The following is a 23,830-nucleotide window of genomic DNA, read 5'->3' on the forward strand; positions in this document are numbered from 1 at the left end:
AAGCAAAAAAATAAGCTAACAATTTTGCTGAAATCATTTGCTGATTTAGTGTATTTGTTAGCTTATTTGAATTATTGTGAAAGAATTTGCAGCATGTCAGCCTGCCGGATGATTGGACATGTAGTGCGACAGGGCCGCGCGGTTGGTAATGCCCAGCTTTTTGTATATTTGGCTCAGCGTTTTCTTTACGGTTACTTCGGCGATGTTTAATTGACCGGCGATGGCCTTATTGGTCAGGCCGGTGGCGACCATGGCGGCGACTTCTTGTTCCCTCTTGGATAAGGGCAAGGACGGCTTGGCGAGAGCGGTACGCAATGTTGACAGCGGTTCGGCCAGAGAAAGGTCTTGCGCTTGTTCGATAAAGGGCGCCGCCGCGTCGGAGCCGAGCCGTTCCATCGTCTGCGGCAAGTATTCGGCGTGTTCGGCGAAGGGCATGATGAGATGGTCGGGCTGGGCCAGCGCGACGGCCTGCTTCAATGCCGTTGCCGCTCCGTCTATGTTGCCGGCGTGCTCGTAGACGCAGGCGAGAAGAATCGATTCGTAAATCGCCGGCAGTATGCACGACGAGTCCATCGCCGTTTTATAATGATCCGTCGCCTGCAGCAGGAGCTGTGGAAACTCCCCGCGGCTCAGCAGGACCTTATCCTGTATGACGGCGGCTATCGGCGCGATGGGATAATAACAGCCATTTACGTCTATCGGGGGGGGGGGTGAGGTGTATAAGGGCACAGAAGCCGACGAACTGTTCAGCATCGACTGGAGGAAGGCTTCGCACAGGTGCTTTACAGCCGTGCCGCATTGTGGGTAGACCTGGAGCTTCAGCGAGTGCAGGTGCTGTACTTCTTTCTGCAGCGCTGCGGCGTCGCCGCGGCAAAGGGCCAGGCGAGCCAAATAAAAATGAGCCGTTTGCAGATGGGAAATGCATTTCGGCACGATAGAATTGGCATGAACGTACTGAGTCAGCGTCTGTTCCGCCTCGTCGAGACGTCCTGTCAGGTATTCGTATTCGCCGCGGATAAAATCGGTCTGACACGGAAAGACGTCGGCGTGAATCAGCCGTATATAAGAAGCGGTAAATTGCCGCAGCCCTTCCGCCGTTTGTTCCAGTTGCCCCGGCAGGGAATGATAGAGGGACAATGGCGACGGCGAGCCGAAGGTCCATGGCAGGATGAGGTCGTGCGGCGACGGGAGAAGCTCCCGGGCGCGCTGGACGTGCTTCGTCATAGCGGAAAGATCCGGGTACGAGCAGAAACCTTTCATCACCTCGGCATAGGCCGCGTAGTACAGGCGCTGGGCGGCGTCGGCGAACTCCGTCTCGACGCAGTCCGCCAGAACGGAAAGATATTTGACAGCGAGGAGCCACTTGCCGCAGCGGAAGGCGTATAAGACGCAGTAAAAACATCCTTCCAAATGAGCGGCCCGTTCTGCGGCGGAAGCGTGCTGCAGCGTATCGGCTGCGACGTCATGGGCGAAGCCGTATAGGCTTTCCCGACCGCCTTGCTCAATTGCCGTCAGGACCGTATCGTAATTGCCGGCGCGGCGGGCCAGGACGATGGCCTGCTTATAGTCGCCTTCCTGCAGGTACCAGTGCGCCGCCCGGAGCTGCTGCGCCTGCTGCCAGCGGCGGCTTTTCCGTGAAAAGACATAGTGCAGATACGAGGCCAGCAGGGGATGGAAGGAATAGGTCCCGTCATGGTAATCGAAATATAAGAAGGGATTTCGTTCCACCTCGGCGTCGAGAAGATCCTTGGCGCGGGGCGAATCCATCACATAGGACGCCAGCTCTCCCGTAAAGGATGGAAAGAGGGACAGGGCCAGAAAGAGATTTTTTCCCGCTGCGTCGAGATTAGCAAAGGCATTTCGTTTTATGTAGCTGTACAGCTGGTACTTGTCCTGCGTCGTCAGGACGTTTTCTCCATCAGCTTCGGCGCGCTGCTGGAAGTTGTGCATACCGTACTCGGCGGCGAACAGCTCCTGGTCGTTCAGGCGGTTATAGGCGACGGAATTATTCAGGTAGATGATTTCCCAGCCGTCATCGCAACGCTGCGTTTTTTGAAAAATAAAGACGCAGCGCTGGTATTCGTGGATAAACATGTTGCAGGACGGGTCCGTCGTGATGTCGGAGCAAATCTGGCAGAGCCACGTCGTATCGCTCAGCGGGCGGACGGTGTACTCCTCGTTGCTGATGCGGCAGGGGACGCGCTGGCTGTGGCCGCGGCGGAGGGCCTCCGTGACGGCTTCATAGCCTGTCAGCTGCATATGTTTTCCCGCGCCGGCCCAGATGACGTCGTCCGATAAATGAGAAAAGAGCGGCGTCAAGTCCAGTTCTTCAAAATACGCCGTTATAATCCGTTTGCTTAGCTGCAATATAAGCGCTTCTTCCGTTAACATGAAAGCACCCCCTTTACAGGCAGATAGATAGACTCATGGAAACACCCCGAAACACATGGGAAAAACTGCAAGTAATTACATTATAATACGGAATAAGGTCCTGGAAAATATACTTTTCACAATTTTATAAATATTTAATGAGCTTTGTGCGAAAAGAGAGAAAGAAATTCGCCGGAGCTCGTTTTTTATTAAAGTATATACTTTTGTATAATATATTTACCTTAGTACCTTCCTTTATAATATAAGTTGAAAAAGTATATGACTGCACGAACTGCGGAGCAGTTGGCAAAAAGTTTTGTATGACGCATAAAAAGTTATTATAAAGAATAAAAATACGATAAAAAGACCATAGAAACAGGAGGGTTACATGACGATGAAAGTCTGGACTAAATATATATCAGTTATCATTGCCTCCAGCGTGCTCCTTGGGGGTCACGCATGGGCCGTCGAATTGCCGCCGGCGAGTGAGCTGACCGGGATGAACGATTCGGGCGTACAGCTGAGCCGCACGCGCCAATACCTGGAATGGCAGCGGACGATGCAGCGCATTTCCGAAGGCCGCGAAGCGAGCCAGGTAGAGGACCAACGGGAGACGACGCCGGAAGACACGTCGAAAGCCGTCCGCTTTCAGCTGAACGACATTATCGTCGACGAGTCGGACGTACTGAGCGGCGAGGAAATACAGGCCGTGACAGCGCCCTATATCGGCAAGGAAGTCTCCATACAGGACTTATATACTATCGTAGAACAGATCAATGAACTGTACAGCGAAAAAGGCTACATGACCTGCCGGGCTTACTTAGCGCCGCAGACCATTAAGGGCGGCGTCGTCCATATCAGCGTCGTCGAAGGCAAGACCGGCGCCGTAACGGTACAGGGAAACAACTCGACGAGGGAAGATTACATTCGCAACCGCGTCGCTATTGAAGAAGGAAAGATCACTAATATTTCCGACGTCAATAAGGATCTTCTGCGGTTCAACGCGACGAACGACGCCCAGCTGCGCATCGCCATGAAAGCCGGCGAGACCTACGGCACGACGGACTACGTCATTACGGCCTACGAGCCGCAGCAGCAGGTCTTCGGCCTCTTTTCCGACAACGCCGGCAGCGAGACGAGCGGCCTGTACCGCGGCGGCATGTTCTGGCAGGACCGGAGCTTGACGGGAGTCCGCGATTCCCTCATGATGACCTCGGTCTTTTCCGAAGGCACGAAATCCTTCGGCCTGTCCTACTCCCTTCCCATCAACCGCAATGGGACGAAGCTGGGCCTCAACTACAGCACCAACAGCGTCCACATTACGGACGGGCCTCTGGAAGATCTGGACGTCAAGGGCCATTCCTATGCCTACGGCATTTCCCTGACCCAGCCCATTATGACGACGGAAACGGTGAAATCCGAAATGGGCCTGGAATACGGCTACCAAAACTCGAAAACCGACTTCATGGGCATGCACTGGATCGACGACACCGTCAAGGGCTGGTCCCTGTTCTTCGACCAGATCGACTACGGCCGGACGACGATTTTCTATCAGAAGCACGCCTACCGCGTCGGCGATTACGACGACATCGCCGGCAATACGAAGCATTTCGGCAAGTACTACTTCAATACCTTATACCAAAAGGCCTTTCCGTCGGGACAAATGATTACGGCCCGCCTGGACGGACAGCTCAGCAGCACCCAATACCTGCCGTCGGCTGAACAATTCTACATCGGCGGCATGTACAGCGTCCGCGGCTATACGGAAAGCCTGCTCGGCGGCGACAGCGGCGTCATGGGAAGCGTGGAATACACCGTTCCCCTCACGTCGTCCAAGAAGACCAACGCCTACATCTTCCTCGACGGAGGCCGCGTCTGGGGCGAAAGCGCCTACGACGACACGCTCCTCGTCGGCACGGGCTTCGGAATCAAGACGGCTATCGGCGACCACATGTCGGTCAACGTCGGCATGGGCTTCCCCCTCATCCGCACGATCAATGACGAGGAACAAAGCCGGGCCCGCGTCCACTTTTCCTTCAACAGTCAATTCTAATGCATTCATATGAGGAGGCATTGCGATGAGATACATACGACAATTTACGCGCAAGCAAGAGCGTAACCAGACGAAAACAATAGAACAGCAAAAACACGACCTCGATTTGGCAAGAAAAGTCCTGACGGCCGTCACGGCCTTCAGCTTTATCGGCAATCCCTTTGCGGCCATGGCGTCGACTTTTGATCGGGCAGATAATGGTAAAATTGAAACCAATGGCAATGTACACAATATCTATGCTGGCCAAACAGTAGGTAATACGGCTGTTAATCGCTTTAATAAATTTGATGTAACGGCTAATGATATCGCTAATATGTATTTCCAGGAAAAAGACGGAGCTTGGAAAGATAACTTAGTCAACTTCGTTAACGACCGCATTAACGTAGCCGGTACGGTCAACGCTATCAAAGACAGCAAAATCGGCGGCAACCTGTTCTTCCTGAGTAAAGATGGCATGGCCGTAACAGGCAGTGGCGTCATCAATGCAGGCTCTTTGTATGTCATGACGCCGACGGAAAGCTATATGAAAGGCATTCTTGGTGATGATCTGAAAGGATTTGACGCAGAAGCCTTTGACGCCCAGTGGAAGAATATTTCTACGATGCAGATTCCCGTTAATGCGAGCGGCACCATCACCGTTGAAGGGAAGATCCATACGACGAACGGCATCGGGATGAAAGCGGCGCATATCCGCGTCGGCAAAGAAGGGGCAGTGCCGGATACGGAAGCCGTACTGAAGACCGGCATGTTAGATTTTAGTGATGTTGTCAATTTGAATGCCGAGCAGCTGGAAGTAGCCGACATTGAAAGCCTGAAACTGGAGAAGATGGAGGGCAGCGGCGACATCGTGCTAGCGGCAGTAGCGACGGAACGCAATGAGAAAGATACGGATTTTGATAACTCTACAACGGATAACAATCTCGTTCATGCGTCCATAACAATGAACGGTACCATCGACGCAGCAGGCGACGCGGACATCACCGCTACGGCGTCGAGCGGTGAAGCCTATGAAAAATATTTTAGTGATGAAAGCGGCGAGACCGCCGACGAACTGGACGTATGGGGTCAGATCGTCAAGACGAAGGCCGATATCGCCATCAACGGCAGCGTGACTGCTCAGCATGTGAACGTCGCGGCGGAGAGTCGGAATAGCTTCATCACTGGCGGACCCATTGACGCACCGTTGGGTAATATCAATGCGGCCGCTGGCGCGTTTACGCTCAACATGGATGCAGCCTATGCCGTACTCGGCGGCGAAGCTTCCGTGGACATCGGGGAAGATGCTGTCCTTACGGCGAAGGCTTCGGAAATCGCGGCGACGGAAGATACGCCGGAGAAGAAATCTATCAATATCACTGCGGACAGCCGGGTGAAAGCCGCGGCAGGTTCGTCTACAACTGCTATTAAAGTGATGAATTTCAAGCACAGCGGCAATATCCCCTCTGTGGCAGCGGCTTACGCCAATACGGAAAATAAAGCGAACGTCCGCATTGCCGGTACGATTAAGGCCGCCGGAGATACGAATATTTCCGCCAATGCGGATACTCACCTTGAAGCAGTTTCTACGGATAATACGACCTATCTCGGCGGCAATGTAAACGATAACACTCGGGTCAATTCGGCGATTACCATCGCCAATGGGAAAAATACGAGCACTGTAGAGATTGCCGATACGGCGAAAATGACGGAAATCAGCGGAGATCTGGCTATTTCCGCTGTTGGCACGAACAGCATCGACACGGAAGCGCTTGTTAAGGGGAAAGAAGCGGCAGCTGCGGCGACAGCGGTCAACGTGACGAATTACGAGAGCAGCGCTGATGTAAAAGTGAATGCGTCTCTTAAAGCGGACAGTGTGTCTGTAACGGCGGGCAACCTTGTCACGAATAATACGGTGACCGCGGATAATTCGATCGGCACAGGCATGTTGATGACCGGAGCGACCGATACCGTTCTTGGTTCTCAGACCATGGGGACCATTAAAGGCGCAGTGCAGAAGATTAAGGAGAAGTTTTATAACCCCGAAGATACTGTGGGGACTTTCGTGGATAAGCTTGGCGATATGTTCTCCGTAGGCGCCAGCGTTGCTGTGGTGGACGAATCGAACGCCGCTCATGTGTCCATCGGCAAAGACGTGCAGATCACCGCGCAGGATGCGGAAGGAAAAAAAGGCGATATTACTGTGCGCGCCAATAATATTGTCGAAGACACGCAGATGAAGGCGTTGGGCACAACGAACAATCATACAGACGAAAATAATCCGAATTTGCTTGTCAGCGCGGCGGTGCTCGACGCGAGCATCAGTAACGAAGCGGGCGTGACTATCGAAGGGGGAGAAGCGGCGGACGGAAAACACGCTATCCTTTCGGGTGCCAATGTGACGGTGGAAGCTAACAGTGAATTCCGCTACGGTCGGATTGACAGAATGATTGGCGATTTGCTTCTCATGTGCGAGAAGCTGAAAGGGGCATATGCCTCCAATGCAGAATATACGGCCAAAATAGAGGAATTGGCGAAGAAAGCGCAGACATATAAAGATAATGTGGCGAAAGATCCCAACTGGGCAGACAGCCAGGAAGGGAATGATGCCATGCTCGCGCTGGCTGCGGCGGCACAGAACGTTTCCGACGATTCGGTGACGGCTCAGATTAAAGACATCTTTGTTGGTCCACTGACGGTGGCTGGCGCGGCGGCGGCGTTTGCGAATCCTGCGAACTATGCCAATTTCCAGGCGTCGAGCAACAACTCTGGCAAAGGGGACGCATCCTTGGGTTTGGCCGGCTCTGTCAATATCAACAGACTCGAAAATAATGCCTCTGTGCGGATTGGCCGCGAAGCGGAAATCAACGCGTCCGGGAAAGCCGATGTAAACGCGGTCGTTGCGCAGAAGGACGTAGCCATAAGCGGCAAAATCGGGCTGAATGGCGGCGCGGAAACGGCGGTTGGCGGCACGGCAGGCATCCATTTTGGACAGACGAACAGTCTGGTCACCGTAGCGGAAGGCGCGGAGATTACCGGCGCGGCTGTGAATGTAAAAGCGGATAACGACGTCATGCATACGGGCATCGCCATCGGAGCAGGAAAGGGCGGCTCGAATGGGCTCTCCGGCATGGCCAACTACATGGAAGGGGAGAGCACGAGCATCGTCTCCATCGATGACGAAGCCGTGCTCACGGCCAATGGCACAGGCAAGTCCGAAGGCACAGATGACGGCGGCGTCCGTATTGACGCGGGCAATACGACGGTCATTACGAATATCGCCGGCGGCGGGGCTCTCGGCCAGACCTCCGGCATCGGTGCGTCCATTGCGATCACGGATTACACGGTAGATAACATTGCTGCTGTCGCAGATAATGACGCCGATGCCTCCGCCGGAACCGATGAGACGAAAAAACGCCTTCTTGAGCTGGCCCGGAGAGGGCTCACGACGGAAGAGGCCGCCGCGCTCTTCGGCAGTGCGGATAATACAGTGAAAGGCGGGATCAATGCCCGTCTGCTGGACGTGTCCTCGCTGAATGACAGCGTCATCAATACGGTCACTATTGCCGGTGCGGCAGTGACTGGGGATGACAGCGACGAGCCGGGGATTGCTGATAAGATCGGCACCTTTTTTAACAATAAAGCCAATACAGTCGTTAACAAATTTAATCAGCTGGATACGGCAATCAATAATAAACTGACCGGTGCGTTGAATAATTCTGAGATGCTGCCGACAGATATGCAGCCTACTAATGGGAAGATGGGGGCGAAGCTGCCGTCCCTTTCAATTGCCGGCGCAGGCAGCGCTTCCGTGAATCTGGTAGATGGGAAAACAGCGTCTCTCGTGGACGGTGCGCAGGTAAATCTATCTGGCGACAGCACAGCGCTCCAGGTGGGCGCGGAAGACGACAGCTTTATCGGCGCGTGGGGCGGCGCTGCGGCGATTACTTGGAAGCAGTCTGTTACCGACCAGAACTGGAATAATAAAAACGTAGGCCTTGCCGGCGCGGTGGCTGTGAATTTGACCGACACGACAGCCATTTCCCGCATCAGCGGCACGACGATTGAAGGGGCGGACGCCATCGTCAATACGGCGAAGAAAGGCGGAGCCCTTGTCGCGGCCGGTCTCGGTCTCTCTGCTGCGAAAGCGGGACAGGGCGGCGGTCAGAGCTATAATGGAGCGGCGTCTGTCTCCGTGAACGACAGCAAGAATACCATAGAAGCTGTCATGGAAAACAATACGGTTAATCAGGAAAACGGCAGCTCCGTGAAGACCGAGCTCACGAACAGCGCCTATGACAACGACACCCAGGTAACGGGCGGGATCAATGCCAGCCTTGTCGTCGGCGGAGACAAAGGCGTGGCTATCGGCGGCACTGTCGGTTACAGTAGCCTGACGAATACGGTAACCTCTGCCATCCGCGGTGGCACGTATAATGACATGGGCACTGTAGACGTATCCGCGTTGACCGATATCACCCAGGTGGGCGTTGCGGCGGGTGTCTCCGCAACTACGACCAGCGGAGGCCAGAGCATTGGCTTTAATGGTGTAGCGGCATACAACAGCCTCACTAACACAGTGACTGCCGGGATTGAAGATGCGGACGTCATGGCGGAAACCGTGGGCGTACGTGCGCAGGACATGGATCTGGGCGAGAAAAAGTACGACACGTATATTTCCGACCGCGGACTTGACGCTACCGGCCAGAGCTATATCAACAACGTGAAGGATACGGCGGATGATCTGGAGGACCCGGGCAAGACGGGCAATACGATCGTTACTGGCGCCCTCGGCATCAGCGCGGCAACGGACAGCAAAGGCGGCGCGGGGGCAGCGGCGATTTCTATCAGTGATATCAATAACGACTTCGACGCCCATATTACAGGTGGAAAAGTGACTGCCTCCGGCACGGAAAGCGGTGCGGACGTTGCTGATGTAGACGTCTATGCGAAAAGCGATACTCTCCTCGTGGGCGTAGCAGCCGGCGGTGCCGGGACGAATGGAAACATTACTGGCGTAGGTTCCCTTACCTGGCAGACCATTGATAATGACACGACTGCGTCCATCGAAAAAGCGAATATCTATGCGGATACGACGAGCGTTCAGGCGCTCACTGGTTCGCTTGGCGTCAATGTAGCCGGACAGATCAGCGCTGGCAAGAATGCCGTCGGTCTGGCGCTGGCCTACAACAATATTGAAAATACGACCGGTGCGTACGTCAAAGGCGGCTCCATTGATCGTTACGAAAATGAAGACGGAACGGCCGAAGGCAGCGCATCTGTTACGGTCGAAGGGAAAAACAACAGCAAACTGTACGCCGTCGGTGCTGGTGTCGGCGTTTCTACGGATAAATTGGCGGCTAACGGCACGATCGCCATCAATATCGGGCGGAACAATACGGAAGCTGTTATTGATGCGGCATCGGACGGCACGCGGGCAAAGCTCGATCATATTTCTTTCCTGTCTGTAACGACGGACGATCAGAGCAGCGAACTTGCTGTAGCCGGCGGTGTAGGCGTCAGCAAAACTGTTGCCGTTGGCGGCGCAGTCGCCTATAACGAGATCGGCAATATCAGCGGTAAAGGCGATGAGAAAAAACAGCAGAATACGGCACAGGTGAATCACGCGGATATCACCACGGAAGACGGCGCGGCGATCGAAGTCGGGGCAAAGGACAATTCTTCCCTGACGACGGCTGCAGTCGGCGTGGGTATCACCGTCGGCGGCCTTGCGGCCGTGCAGGGATCGGCGGCGACGGCGCTTATCAATAAAAATACGGAAGCGTCTATGGATGGGACCGTGATTTCAAGCGCCTCCAAAGCAGAAACCGGTGAGGCGGCATCTGCAGCGGATGCCGGCGCAGACGTGGACGTAAACGCAGAGAGCCATAATTCCATCCTGACTACGGCGGATGTACTCGCCGCCAATGCGGGCGGTACGGGCGCGGCAGTCGGCGCAGGGGTCGCTGTGAACCGAAGCGAAGCTGATGTGAAAGCGGCTGTTACCGGCGGGACGATGCATGTGAAAGATCTGCGCGTAGACGCACTGAATCAGGCGAACATCGAGACCATCGGCGTCGGCGGCAGCGTGCAGGCAGGCACTGGTGCGGGCGTTACGGGAAGCGTCGCAGTCAATCAGATAGGCAATACGACGACAGCCGTAATTGCCGGCGGCGCGGATATTGCAGCGTCGAACAATGTCATCGTCGCGGCTTCCAGCGACGAGAGCATCGCCAACTACGCGGGCAGTATTTCTGTAGCCGTACAGGGCGCGGCAGTCGGCCTCTCTGTCTCCGTCAATGAGATCACGAGCGGGACGCATGCGTCCGTCGAAGGAGACGATACGAAAGTCAGCGCTGAGGGAAAAGGCGATAAGGAGAAAGTCAAAGACAGCGTAGGCGATGATAAGATTCTCGACGGGTTCGTTGATAAAGATGCGTTTGACGGTACGGCCTCTTTGGCAGACGAGCGCAAAGACAGCGAATACAGCGGCGTTGCCGTGTCGGCTTCGTCTACTCATACTATCAAATCCTTCCTGGTCAACGGCGGTGCGGCCGGAGAGGGCGCGGCCGTGAACGGAACAGTCAATGTAAATATGATCGGCGGCAGCACGTCCGCCGCGATCCGCGGCGCGGATATCAACACAAATGCTGCGTCTGCCGGTGACGTTCACGTGACGGCCCATGACTATGCGAACAGCGCGGGCATCGTCGGCACGGTAAACGGAACCGGGATAGGTGCGGCCGTCGGCCTCGGCAGTGATACGAATACGGTTTCCCGCGAAGTGTCGGCGGAGATCCTCGGCAAGGGCGCCGCGGACGACAACGGCCGCTATGCGTCCAAAAATACGGTAAATGCAGATACACTTTCCGTAGACGCGGAAGCGAAGCAGGGCATCTCTTCGCTCACCACCGGCATCAGCGTAGGCGGTATCGGCGCAGGCGTGTCCAATGCGACCAGCGTGGCTCTTCTCGAAGGCAAGACTGCCGCCCGGATCAACGGCACGGCAGTCTCCGCCGCATCTCTTGACGTGACGGCCGATCACGCGGCGAAGATGAATACGCTCGGTGTGGCCGTCGGCGCAGGCGGCGCGGGAGCAGGCGTGGGCATCGGCGTGAGCGTGCTCAATGAAAACAGCGAGACCTCGGCGGAAGCTACCGATGCGGAAATCGCCATGACCGGAGCGGACGGTGAGGTCACGATCAAGGCAAACAATCATACGAAGGTAAATTATCAGCTTTACAACGGCGGTGGCGCGGTGGTCGGTGCGGCCGGCTCCATCGGCGTGTCCAACGTAAACAGCAAAGTGAATACGATCGTCGAAGATACTTCCATCGGAAAGAAAGTTACCTATACCGAAGAAGTACAGGGCGACGACGGGAAAACGACCTCTGTAGAGAAAGAAAAGATCGAAGGCGCGGCGAAGAATATTACCATCGGCGCGAAGAATGAGATCGATTTCACTAATAAATCCGGAACAGCCGGAGTCGGTGCGGCAGGCGTGGGCGTAGGCGTCGCGGTGAATACGATCGATAGCCAGGTGCAGACCCATGTGGAAAATGCGAAACTCTATGCTTCCGGCGATATCGGTATATCTGCAAATGAGACGCGCACTGTAAATCAACTTGCCGTCAATGCGCAGGCCGGTGGCGCTGCGGGCGGTGCAAACGTCATGGTTACCAATGTGGGCAAAGCCGTGGACAGCGTTTACGGTTCCAATCTCCAGACGGATGATGACGGAAACGCCAAAGAAGACGGCGTCGATATGGACAGCATTTATGCCCAAGCCAATGATGCGATCAACGGAAACCGGCTTCAGTCGTCCTATACGCTGGGCGCTGTGAGCGAAGAAGATCCGGCATCCACAACCTACGTCACGGCAGGAAAAGGCGGCGAGCAGGAATCGATGGTCAAGGTAACAGTGGACGGCTCGACGCTGGATGCAGGCGGCAGAGCTGACCTTGACGCGATAGAAACGACGAATGTAAAAATGGACGGCATCCAGGCAACGGCTAGTATGACCGGCAGCGTGAGCGGCACCGTGGGCATCCTCGGCGTGCACCGCAACAGCGGCGTAGAAGTCACATCTTCGGCGATTCGTGCGGCGGAATTTGACGTGCAGGCGACAGTGAACGGGAAAGCCGATCTGAATATCTATCAGGGCACTCTGGGCGGTGCTGCGTCTATCGGCGCGGCGTACGGCAGTATCTCCACGGACGGCAAGTCCGGAGTGGGCATCGGAAACAGTTCCATCGAGACGACGGGCGGCGTTACTGTGTCGGCAGAAGATACGAGCCAGGCAGATGTAGAAGCAATCGGCGTAGCTCTGGCCGGCGGCGGAGCGGCCAGCGTCATCGTGGCGGAAGGAACAAATAGCGGCGAGACGACAGTTACTGTTAATCATACTGATATTACAGCAGGTAACACTATCTCTGTAAATGCAAAACGCGAAGCAGAGGGAGATAGTCTTCATGTCAGAGCCATTGCTGGAAGCGGCGGACTTATATTCGCAGGGGCTGGCGTATCAGCCATTGCCAATGAAATGGGAACTGTGGGTACAGAAGTAATCGGCGGCAGCCATTTCACTGCAGGTGACACGATCGGTCTGTATGCGAAAAATGCGCCGTCCGTTACGGCGGAAACGGGCGCAGTCAGCGGCAGTATGTTTGCATCGGCGGCTATCACCGTGGCGGAAGCGAACGTAGGCGGATCTGATGAGGAAGATCATCTGAAGACCATCGTCAATGTAGACGATTCCAATACCTTTACTGCAGATGCGGTGACCGCGAAAGCAGAAGCAGACATCAAACAGACCGTCGATATGAACGGACTGAGCATCAGCGCTTCGCCGTTCTCCGGGATAACGGGCGCGGCGCAGGTCAATACCGGCGGCGCAGAAGTTTACAGCGATGTGGATGTCCATATCGGAGCAAGCGTTTTCCAGGGCCGTGACTCCGGCGCTGCGGATCTGAACGTGAGCGGTCTCAATACGGTCACGCAGATAGCGGCGGCCAAAGGCATCAGCGCATCGACCGGCATCGCGACCGGCACGAATCTGGCGAGTACAGCGGCGCATCTTTCCACGCAGGTCACTGCGAAAGGCAATGAACAGAGCCGGTTGGGGAATGTCGATATTAAAGGCAGCAGCTATGCTAAGATTGATAACGACGCAAACGGTTATGGCGGCGCGCTCATCGACATTAGCCCCTATGCCGCTAAAGTGGAAAACAACTACACGGCGGATACAGATGTGACGCTCAGCGGCACGTGGAATACGACGGGCAGCTTTACGGCTCAGGCCTTGAACGGTATGGACGTCGATCTCAAATCCGATGCTGTCCGTGCGGCAATTGTCGGCGGCAGTGGCACGTGGCTGAATAATATTATCAATAATTCGGCCAACGTGACTCTCGACAACGCGACCATCACGACAGACGGCGCGCAGAGCTATGTTGCGCAGAACCAGGTCGATTACGTCGGTGAGATTGACGGCTCCGGCTACGGCGGCATCAACGTCAACGCCACCGATTATAAGGACGACCTCGACTTTACGGCTGGCGTAGATATGAAGAACAGCACGCTTACCGGCGCAGGCGACGAAGGCAGCATTACGGCCTTTGCCTCGACGACGGGAGACATTCACGCCAATAATAACTTGAAATCGGCCGGCGTCATTCCCGTCGCCCTTGCTTTCAGCGACCATGCTATTAATTACAACAATAGCGTTAATGTAACGAATTCCAATTTACTCACTCAAAAGAAAGACCAAAATATTACGTTAGCAGCAACAGACGATACCATTGTCTTTTTAGATACTATGGCAGATACGCAGGGCGGCGCAGTAGGAGCGGCTTCGGCTGAAAATACAAGCGAATTTAATCGCGCTAATTCCGTTGCAGTAAACGGCGGATATATGCAAAGTGCAAATGATGTCAATCTGTATGCCGGAGCAAACCTCGATGGAATCTCTTCGTCCCTGAATTACAATATTACTGCTGATGCGTATAATAAGACGATGCTTCCAATCTGCACGGTTCCTACAGTGCATAATAACATGACGCAAAACAATCAGGTGACCGTTGCCGGTACAGTGGAAAGCGTACGCCATGCTAATCTGAAAGCAGGCAAAGGGCTGACGACAATTACAGAATCGGCTCGTGAATATAATATTTACACCGGCGAGAGTGGGTCTGGCTCGATTACGTCTACCGCTATAGGCGATATGAGTGAAAGGCCGGAAACAACGAATAACTTTGTCAACATTACGGATCAAGGCGCCGTGCGTTCTGGTATTCATAACAGTCTTGATTTAACCATTACGGGTAATTTTAAAGTTGATGAAGACAAAAAAGATGAATCGGCCTTGATTTACGATGAGATAAAGATTACCAGACCAGAAGATCAGGATTGGTTTGACACGAGTGATGTTACAGTCGGCGCAGTAGAAATCAAAAATGGTTTGCAAAGCCGGTATGATGAACTGAATACGTTATTAGGGCAGTATGATGCGCAGTCGCCGGAGTACAAGTTATTGGCAAGTGAAAAAGAACGGCTGTTCAACGAAATGAAAGATGCCGGCTTTGTCGTTACCGGGTATGATGACAAGGGAAATAAGGTAGAATCTATCGTAGAGTCCATATCTCTTCCGGCTATATCCCTTCCGGATATCGTAGTTTCTGGCGGCAATATCAACATTGACGCTGATACCGTAACTGGAACGGGAAAACTGTCTGCACAAGGCGCGAACAATTTGACCATCACGAGTGACAGCAATATGTATCTGATGGTCAATGACTTGGTGATTAAGGATAAAGGCGGCAGCATCAACGTAAACAACGTGTCCGTCACAGAAAATAAAATTGACGGGTTTGGCGGAAGCGTAAGCAGCAGTACTGCGAATGCGGAAGTACCGACGATTACTGTCCAAAGTAAAGGAACTACTACGAATAATATCACGGCTCCGCACATTGGCGTTTTTGGAACGGTACAGAATTCGACTGGGGATATCCATATAGAAAATGCTAATGGAAATATCATCGTAGATAAACAAGCGCAAATCAGTGCGAGGAACATTACTTTAAAAGCAATAAGAGGAGCAGTTTCACAAAACAGCGATGGCTTACTTCTGGTGGGACAAGACCCGGTAACAAAATATCAGTTTAGCGAGTCCATTGCCAACAAAATTCAGCGGTATTTATCTGATAAAGCTATTGCAGAAGAAAACGTATCGTGGCTTGCTTCTATAAAGAACTATCAAGACTATAAGAATGAGTTATTAGCTCATGCAGATGAATTAGGTTTTACAGAAAGTGAAATCAATGATATTAAAAATTATACTGTTGACGAATCCAGTGGGATTTTAGGCGGAGAAAACGTCTACATTAGCGGCTTGAATGTCAATATTGATGGACTAGTACAAAGCGGGTATCAGCAATATAAAGTTAAACTAGATGATAAGTCCTTAGAACGAGTACAAGAACTGGATTTGCAGTATGCTCAACATAAGGATGCGCAGGGGATCTTGTCTAATGAAGATGTCTTAGGAAATGACAATTACTGCATCAATATAGTCAACGAAAATAAGGATAACCTAGGCGCTACTTATAATGAAGAAACGGGCGTATGGGATTACACCGTAAAAATTTACTACAACCCGGCGACCAAGGAATTGCTGAGTGAAAGTATCGAACCTGGCGGTGGAAAAATCTATATCAACGGCATTGTGACTAGTACTGGCGATGGCCGCGTCGTAGCGATGGACGGAACTCCGGATATTACGATCAATACAAGTGCCGTTGACCGGGATTTGCGGGTTAATGCGATTACCAACAACGACATTGAAGGCCTTATCAGCATTAACGATCCGCAAAAAGGCTTGTTGACAGAATATCGGGTTAACGGCGGCAGCATTAGCGTTACGGAAACTCCCTTAACAACGGAACAGGGACAAACCACTAGTAAAAGCACTGTTTCGGGAAATCAAACGCAATATAAGCCTGCTGACGACTTATCCATTCAGTGGACAGGAGGGACGAGTGGAGATAAAGATGTCAAATTCTATGAATATACTAAAGACTTCGCTTTATGGGGTCTTATCAAATTCGCTACTTCTGATGATGTATTAAATAATCAAGAGATTCAAAGTGGTAAAACCGAAACGTCGTCCTCGTCGATTTCCGGTAATACGCCGTTAAATACGGGCGTTGTCATCGGCGTTAGCAAAGGCGATTCGGAATATTCCGTCACGACAGATCACTACCTTGACACGGGAGATGTGACTGTCAGCGATATGGATATCGATAAAGACTGGGGCGGCGATGACATGCCTGAATGGCTGGGAGCAATTTTAGGCTATGGTGTTGCCCACTATACTTGGTCTGAGACGACGGGCGCATCGACCAGCAGCACCTATACTATCAAGGCCGATAAGCCGGTTGACATCATGTTTATGAATGGCAGCAATGGCGATATCAATATTACAAGTAATCAAGACATGCTGCTTAACGGCAATATTAGCTCTGCGAGCGATTCAAAGCACAATGGTATAGGTTCTGTTACGTTGACGAGCCAGCGTGGTAAAGTTTCTGCTGTCGGTGATGCCGTCATCAATGCAGATGATCTTAGGATCCATGCCCAGACTGGAGTGAATGTAAACCATGCGGCTATTGGCGATAGCGCAAATGTTGCCGTAGCGACCAACAGCGGAGATATTTCGTTCATTTCATCTCATGGCGATTTGAATATCCAACAGATGATTACTGGTGGCGATGATGACATGAGTGCCGCAACTGGCAATGTCTACCTTGAAGCGGCAGGCAGTATCCTCGACGCTCATACGGGCGACTACGCTGTAAAAGGCCAGCGCATCGACCTCATCAGTAAGATGGGATCTATCGGTACGAAGAACAATGCTCTTACAATCCTTGGCGGCAGCGAACTTTACAGCTCCGACACGATGGCTTCCAGTGTGAACGCGTCTGCCGCAGGCGACATCGTGCTCACTCAGACAGACGGTAATATGCGCCTTGGTACCATCGAGAGCACGAACGGCGACGCCGTGCTTACGGTAACAAACGGCAGCTTCGTCGACGCTCATCCGTCGGAAAACAGCTCGTCCAGCAGTGCGCAGGATAAGATTGACCGCTGGTTAGAAAGCGGCCTCATTGATGCGGAGGACAAGGCAAACGAGAGCACAAATGCTGCTGATAAAGCTAAGGCTGAACGCGTAGAAGCTCTGACGAATCGGGCTAACTCGCTTGCAGGCGGCGATAAAGAAAAAGTCGAACGCTACTGGGCCGCGGCAGATGCCTTCTATAAAGACGAAGGCATACAGCAGGCAAAAGAGACCTATCTCAATGCGGTTGCAGAAGCAGACGGAAACAAAGAGAAGATTAATGCCGCGTATGAGCAGTATCAGAATGCCAAGACGAAGTACTTCGAAAATAAAGGGTTCAGTGACGGAGAGCAGGATCTCATTACGAGTTATGCGGAAGTCTCGAAGAGCGATAACTACGGATGGAGCAAAAACCAGCTCCTCTACGCGATTCAGGAAAGCGTTCTTAATCCAGAGAAAGGAGATGTACAGGTAGTCGATATTCCCAACGTAACGGCGAACAATATTACATTAGAGGCTTCAAAGGGTATCGGTATTGATGCTGAAGCGGAATACATTGAATTTGACGAATTAAACGATCCTGAAAAACTTCAAATTTTAGCAGGAGCAGAAGCCGGAGATATAACGTGGGGAGAAGATAAAATTACAGTTAGTCAACAGCAAGCTATTACCGTTAAAGTACAAGAAAACGACGGCATAGTAAATGTGACTGGCAAAGATAATGTATATGTAGCTGGCGTGCAAGGCACGAAGCTGAATGTTACAGATGTCAAGACAGATGGAAATATTCGTTTGCAAGGCGATGCTGGCGTTAATGTAAAGGGTACGCTTACGGGCAAGGATTTAACTATTGCCGGCGGCACTGGCGACATTGGCAGTACGACGGATACCTACGTGGATACAGCTATTACAGGCGTTTTATCTGCGAATGCAGCAGGTTCTGTATCTATTCGTCAGCAAGGCGATTTAAACATCCGGTACGTAGTAGCGGGCAAAGATGCAAACCTTATAGCTAGGGATAGTATTTTGATGTATACCACAGAAGGAACAACCGTTCAAAGTCGCATTAACGTAGGAAATATCCTTAAGATGACAGCGGAAACTGGAAGTATCGGCTCTAACGAAACGGCTATCCGCATTTTAGATAACGGCGTTGTAGTCAATGCTGATGCGGTTGGCGGAATCTGGCTTTCTGGCGAAAACAGCACTGGTGCTATAGACGGTAGTCTTGTCATCGCCAATATCAAAGGAGGCAGCTTCGACCTGACCAGCGTCAGCGATGTCAGTCTTGGTCGTGAAAGTACGGAAGAAGACGAAAGGCTTACGGGCAGCATCACGACGACAAACGGCGGCGCTTCTATTTCAGCCGTCAACGTCGATTTGGCTGACGGCAGCATCACGACGACAAAAGGCAAAGCCTCTATCAACGTCACAGCCAATGGCGGCAACATCACCCAGTCGGCAGCTTCGAAAGGCGGCCTTACGGCTAATCACGTCAACCTGTCCAGCACGGGCAGCCAGCTCCTGCGGAGTGAAAACAATCAGATCAAGTCCGTTACGGTCAAAGGCTTGACCAATGACAGCCTGACAGGCAATGTGGAAATCCACAGCGCCGCCGACAGCTTCGCTGTGCAGTTCGGCGATACGGATGGTGATACCGCTGCCGGTATTACTGTCAACGACGGCAGCATCTATATCCATCATGACGGCAGTGCCAACGGCGCGCTTGACGTGACCGGCTCGGCGACGACGCAGAAGTCCGAAGGCAGCGAAGAAACCGCCGACATCAGCTTCCGCAGCGAACAAAGCGCTATCCACATCGACGGCGCGATGACGGCGGGAGATAACTTCTACGCTTCGACAGACAGCGGCGCCATCGACATTACCGGTAAGGTAACAGCTAACAACGGTAAAGTCGAAGCGACGACGAACAGCGGCGCGATTTCCTTTGACGGCGACGTCACGGCCATACGCGGCGACGTCACAGCTGCGACCGGCAGCGGTGATGTGACCTTCGACGGCAGCGTGTCGGCAGAAGAAGGCAATATCAACGCAGAGACAGATAAGGGCGCTATTCTTGTAGACGGCAGCGCTGTTGCTAAGACCGACATCCTACTGGAAAGCGGCAGCGGCGCCATTACGGTGAACGGCATCGCAACAGCTGGCAATCAATTCAAGGCGGATACGGTAGACGGCAAGATTACTCTTGGCGGCGACGTTACCGCAACGGCGGGATCTGTGAACGCCCATACTACTGCCGGCGACATTGAAGTCAAGGGCGACGTAGCTGCGGGAACGGACATTGATTTGGGAAGCGGCAGCGGCGCGATTACCGTAACCGGCAGCGCGACGGCTGGCAATAATTTCTCAGCAAAGACAGGCAGTGGCAGCATTACTCTGGGAGACACCTTGGAAAGCAAGGTAACGGCTGAAACTGGCAAGGTCTTGGCCCAGACGCAAAGCGGCACGGTGCTCGTCAACGGCAGTATTCAGTCGGCTCTCAATACGGAGCTGCAGGCTGGGATTACGGTTGATGACACAGGCAACATTACTGTCAACGGCAACATCGCTTCGGGAAAAGAAGTCGTAGCGACGGCTGCGAACGGCGATATTGTCTTTGAAGGAACGACGACGGCTAGTGACGGCGACGTGAAAGCAGAAGTTACCGGCGACGGCTCCATTACCTTCAACGGCGCGGTCACGGCTAATTCGAATGGCGAAGGCGGCGGCAACATCGTGGCGAACGTTTCCGGTACGGGTAACATCACGACGGAAAGCGAGGCTGTATTTAATGCCGATAAGGACGTGCTGTTCACGACGAACGTCGGAAATATCACGGCCAACAGCGCAGTAACTGCCGGCGAGGACATCATTTTTAAGGTACTGACTGAAGGCAATATGACGCTTCGCGATGACCTGAAGTCTGAGCAAAACATTGATTTGAATGTAAATTCCGGCAATATCCTCTTTGAAGGTACGCAGGACGGCGTCCATGAAGTCATTGATGTAACGTCGAATCACGGCGACGTGACCGTTTCTATCAACGAAGGCGGCAAAGGCGATATTAAAGAAACGAATGGCAAAGGTGCTGATGGAGACTGGGCGAATATTCGTGCCGAGGAAGGCAATGTGACGGTTAAACACGACGGCGTCGGCGACGTCGACTTGTACGAGCTGTATGCGAAGCAGGACGCCGGCGTTTCCGTAGCCGACGGCAATCTCCATCTCGTCAATGTCAGCGGCAACCTCGTAGCTGTTTTCGTGAAGTCCGAAGGCAAGGACATGAATGTGGAAAACATCGAAGCGGCCCAGCAGATTGCGATTTCCGGCTCCAACATGGATCTGGACAGCATCAAGCAGCGTGAAGACGGCGACGGCTTCCTGGTCATTACGCCGGAAGGCACGGCGGACGACCAGCCGATTGACAACCTCGTGATCGGCGACATCCTGACCAACGGCGGCGTGCGTTTCGACCATCTGTGGCTGAATACCGGCAATATCCACGTCAGTGAGGGAGCGCTGCATCTGGACAAGGTTTACGTACAGGATAAGGCCACCTTCAGCACCGACGACATGACGACGAACGTCTTCGGCTCGGCTCCGGTCTACGATGACAGCGTATCGAGCTCGTACTGGGTCAACACGAGCATCAACAGCCCGAAGGACGACCTCGCGGCGTGGAACAGCGACGAGCTGAACGACAAGTGGATGCATATCTTCTTCTCGCCGGAAGGAACCGTCCAGATCAGCAACGGCAACCTGCTCCATCTGGCTGACCACAATTACGCATACAATCAGCGGTACAGCCAGGTCGATTGGATGAACCTGTTTACTGACAAAGATTTTTATAACTTCTACGACCGGTACTATGCGCCTGAATTGTCGTACCACGAACGGTACGGCCTGACGAGCGGCAGCGGTCACAGCGTAGAAAACGCTGAAGAAGACGAGGTCATCGTCGAATAAGGAAAGGCAGTTTGTATGAACTACATGGCAGCAGGGGCCCTGCATGATAGGGCTCCCAGCTGCTGTAAGAGAAAGGATGGGATTCCCATGAACAAAAAAGCAGAATTATTTCAAGACTATTTGAAAGAAAAACAGATTACGGCCTTTACGGTCGACGAAATCAAGGATGACGCCCTGAACACCGTCGTCTTCCGCTCCCATATCGACGTCGGCGGCAACCAGCTCCCGACGCTGGTTATCCTGGACAGCAGCATTTACTGCATGATCCGCCTTCTCGTCGCGCCGAAAGCCCTGCGCGATGACAACAAGGAAGCCGTGCTGGAGCTCATGAACGGCTACAACAAGAAGTACAAATCCTTTAAATACTACGCCGACGACGAAGGCAACCTCGTCATGGATACGTGCGTATTGTTCAAGGACGGGGAAGCCGACGGCGACATGATTTACACCATGTTCAACGTCATCATCAACCACCTGAACGAATCGTACAAGGACACGATGAAGGCTATTTGGCAGTAAAAAAGAATAGTGCAGTGCATAAAAAACGGGCCTGTCTCGCGCAATCGCGCGGGCAAGCCCGTTTTGCGTATATGTTACCGTTTTGAAGAAATGCGCAGAGCCCTGCAAGGTTGTTTGGAACTTGCGGGGCTCGTTGTGTTTTGAACCGATAGTCAGTTTATGTAATGGGTATCGTAGGCATATCAAGTTTTGAGCAATTGTTAAATAGCGTGTAATTAAGGCACGTCAAGCTGTTGTCTATCTAACTGAATATTGGAGCAGCGATTGTGTGAGGCCGTTGCAATTATAGCAACGTTTTGTACTGTATTCTGAATAGGTACATGTGATATAATAAGCCCGTTGCTTACTTCCAACCTGGCAGCAGGAAGGAGGTGTTGTTTTTGCGCAAACTTCAATTCGTAAAAGCCGTCATGGCCAGCGTAGTTGCATACTACCTGTGCAAAGGGCTAGACGAGCTGTTTCGAATATTAAGCAACTAGCCTCGGCGTGGCGTTGGCCGTAAACAACGCAAGAGCCCCTTCAAGACGGCACTCTTGAAGGGGCTCGCTGTGTTGTTTTGCACAAACTTCAATTCACAGGCTAAGTATACCAAGTTCTCGGCAGATAGTCAATGCTGAAATTTCTCCTTATTATGCTATGTGTGTAATCGATTTTTTTAGTTTTTGTAATACCTTTGGGCTGTTACATGATCACTTACATAATATTTCTCTATCGGGATTTACTCCCAGAGGATTTTATTCTCACTTAGACAGAGGATTTGCATGAGAGAGGCTATGTTTTCGATGCAATAAGTGAAATATAGCCAGATTCAATTTGCATAAGATGAACGTTTTACTTGAATCTATCTTGCGAAAGTCTTCGATTTAAGGTATAATATAAATACCAAATGGTCATTATACAATGTACACTTAAAGCAAATGTACAACAATATTTAAGAATGAGAAAACCAATTCTTTTAACATGACAGAATAAGGGAACGGATTCAAGGATTTTTATGGATTCCCCAATAAATGAGGAGTTTGCACCATGGATAATTGGATAGATGCCGCTCGGCTTACGGTTATCGTAGGGCACTTTGGCAGCGGCAAAACGGAATTTGCCGTAAATATGGCAATGGCCTTGGCTGATAAGGGGCATCCCTTTGCCTTGGCTGATTTAGATGTCGTAGACCCGTATTTTCGCTCGCGCGAATGCCGGGATATGATAGAAGAACGAGGCGGCCGGCTGATTGCCAGCTCGCAGATGCATGTAGATGCTGACTTGCCGTCTATGCCGCCCGATGTATTTGCCTTGTTTGATAATCCTGAGTTATATGGGATTTTAGATATTGGCGGCGACCCGTCGGGAGCCAGAGTGCTGGCCCGCTATCGTCATGATCTTCAGCGATGCGGAGCCCGCGTGCTGTGCGTCGTCAATGCCAATCGGCCCTTATCGGATACGGCAGAAAAAGCCGAACGATATGTACGGGCGATTGAACAGTCGTCAGGAATGAAAATCGATGGCTTGGTCAATAATACGCACTGCTGCCAGCTGACCGACGTTGAAGACGTCGTTGCCGGCGCGAAGATGGCCCAGGAAGTATCGGTATTAACCGGAATCCCCGTAGTCTGCCATGCTGTCCCCCTGCATTTGGCAGATCGGGTTTCGGATTTAGTATATCCTGTATTCCCTATGCAGTTGTACATGAAGAAACCTTGGGAATGACACCCGCAAAGAAAGGAGACGTAACACCTATGGCAATGCATTTGACTTTCAGAAAAGAGCGTTGTAAAGGATGCGGATTGTGCATCACCGTATGTCCCAAACAGATTCTGGCCTTGGAAGACGGCACG

The 23,830-nt window shown here is 52.4% G+C and carries 6 protein-coding genes; 5 read left to right on the plus strand and 1 reads right to left on the minus strand.

Annotated features, from left to right (window positions below; translation table 11 throughout):
* Nucleotides 1-96: 96 nt before the first annotated feature.
* Entirely contained in the window at nucleotides 97-2,391 is a 2,295-nt protein-coding gene (locus tag E0L13_RS07035) for a LuxR C-terminal-related transcriptional regulator (RefSeq protein ID WP_168061316.1), read from the minus strand.
* Between the two features lie 367 nt (nucleotides 2,392-2,758).
* Here E0L13_RS07035 and E0L13_RS07040 point away from each other — a divergent pair, with 367 nt between their 5' ends.
* The 5 genes from E0L13_RS07040 to E0L13_RS07060 all read left to right on the plus strand — a co-directional run.
* The gene (locus tag E0L13_RS07040) at nucleotides 2,759-4,423 is read left to right on the plus strand and encodes a ShlB/FhaC/HecB family hemolysin secretion/activation protein (RefSeq protein ID WP_168061318.1); all 1,665 of its coding nucleotides are present in this window, start codon (nucleotides 2,759-2,761) and stop codon (nucleotides 4,421-4,423) included.
* A gap of 25 nt (nucleotides 4,424-4,448) precedes the next feature.
* On the plus strand, nucleotides 4,449-21,479 hold the full coding sequence (locus E0L13_RS07045; RefSeq protein ID WP_168061320.1) for a leukotoxin LktA family filamentous adhesin: 17,031 nt from the start codon (nucleotides 4,449-4,451) through the stop codon (nucleotides 21,477-21,479).
* Between the two features lie 87 nt (nucleotides 21,480-21,566).
* Nucleotides 21,567-21,998 carry a YbjN domain-containing protein gene (locus E0L13_RS07050; RefSeq protein ID WP_168061322.1) on the plus strand — a complete coding sequence of 144 codons (432 nt, stop codon included), beginning with the start codon at nucleotides 21,567-21,569 and terminating at the stop codon, nucleotides 21,996-21,998.
* A 1,026-nt stretch (nucleotides 21,999-23,024) separates the two neighbouring features.
* Nucleotides 23,025-23,702, plus strand: coding sequence for a hypothetical protein (locus E0L13_RS07055; RefSeq protein ID WP_168061325.1), 678 nt, complete (start codon nucleotides 23,025-23,027; stop codon nucleotides 23,700-23,702).
* A 35-nt stretch (nucleotides 23,703-23,737) separates the two neighbouring features.
* The coding region (locus E0L13_RS07060; RefSeq protein WP_240924685.1) for a 4Fe-4S binding protein at nucleotides 23,738-23,830 on the plus strand (93 nt) is incomplete at its 3' end.

The sequence above is a fragment of the Megasphaera sp. SW808 genome (assembly GCF_012027795.1).
Taxonomy (GTDB): Bacteria; Bacillota; Negativicutes; order Veillonellales; family Megasphaeraceae; genus Megasphaera; species Megasphaera stantonii.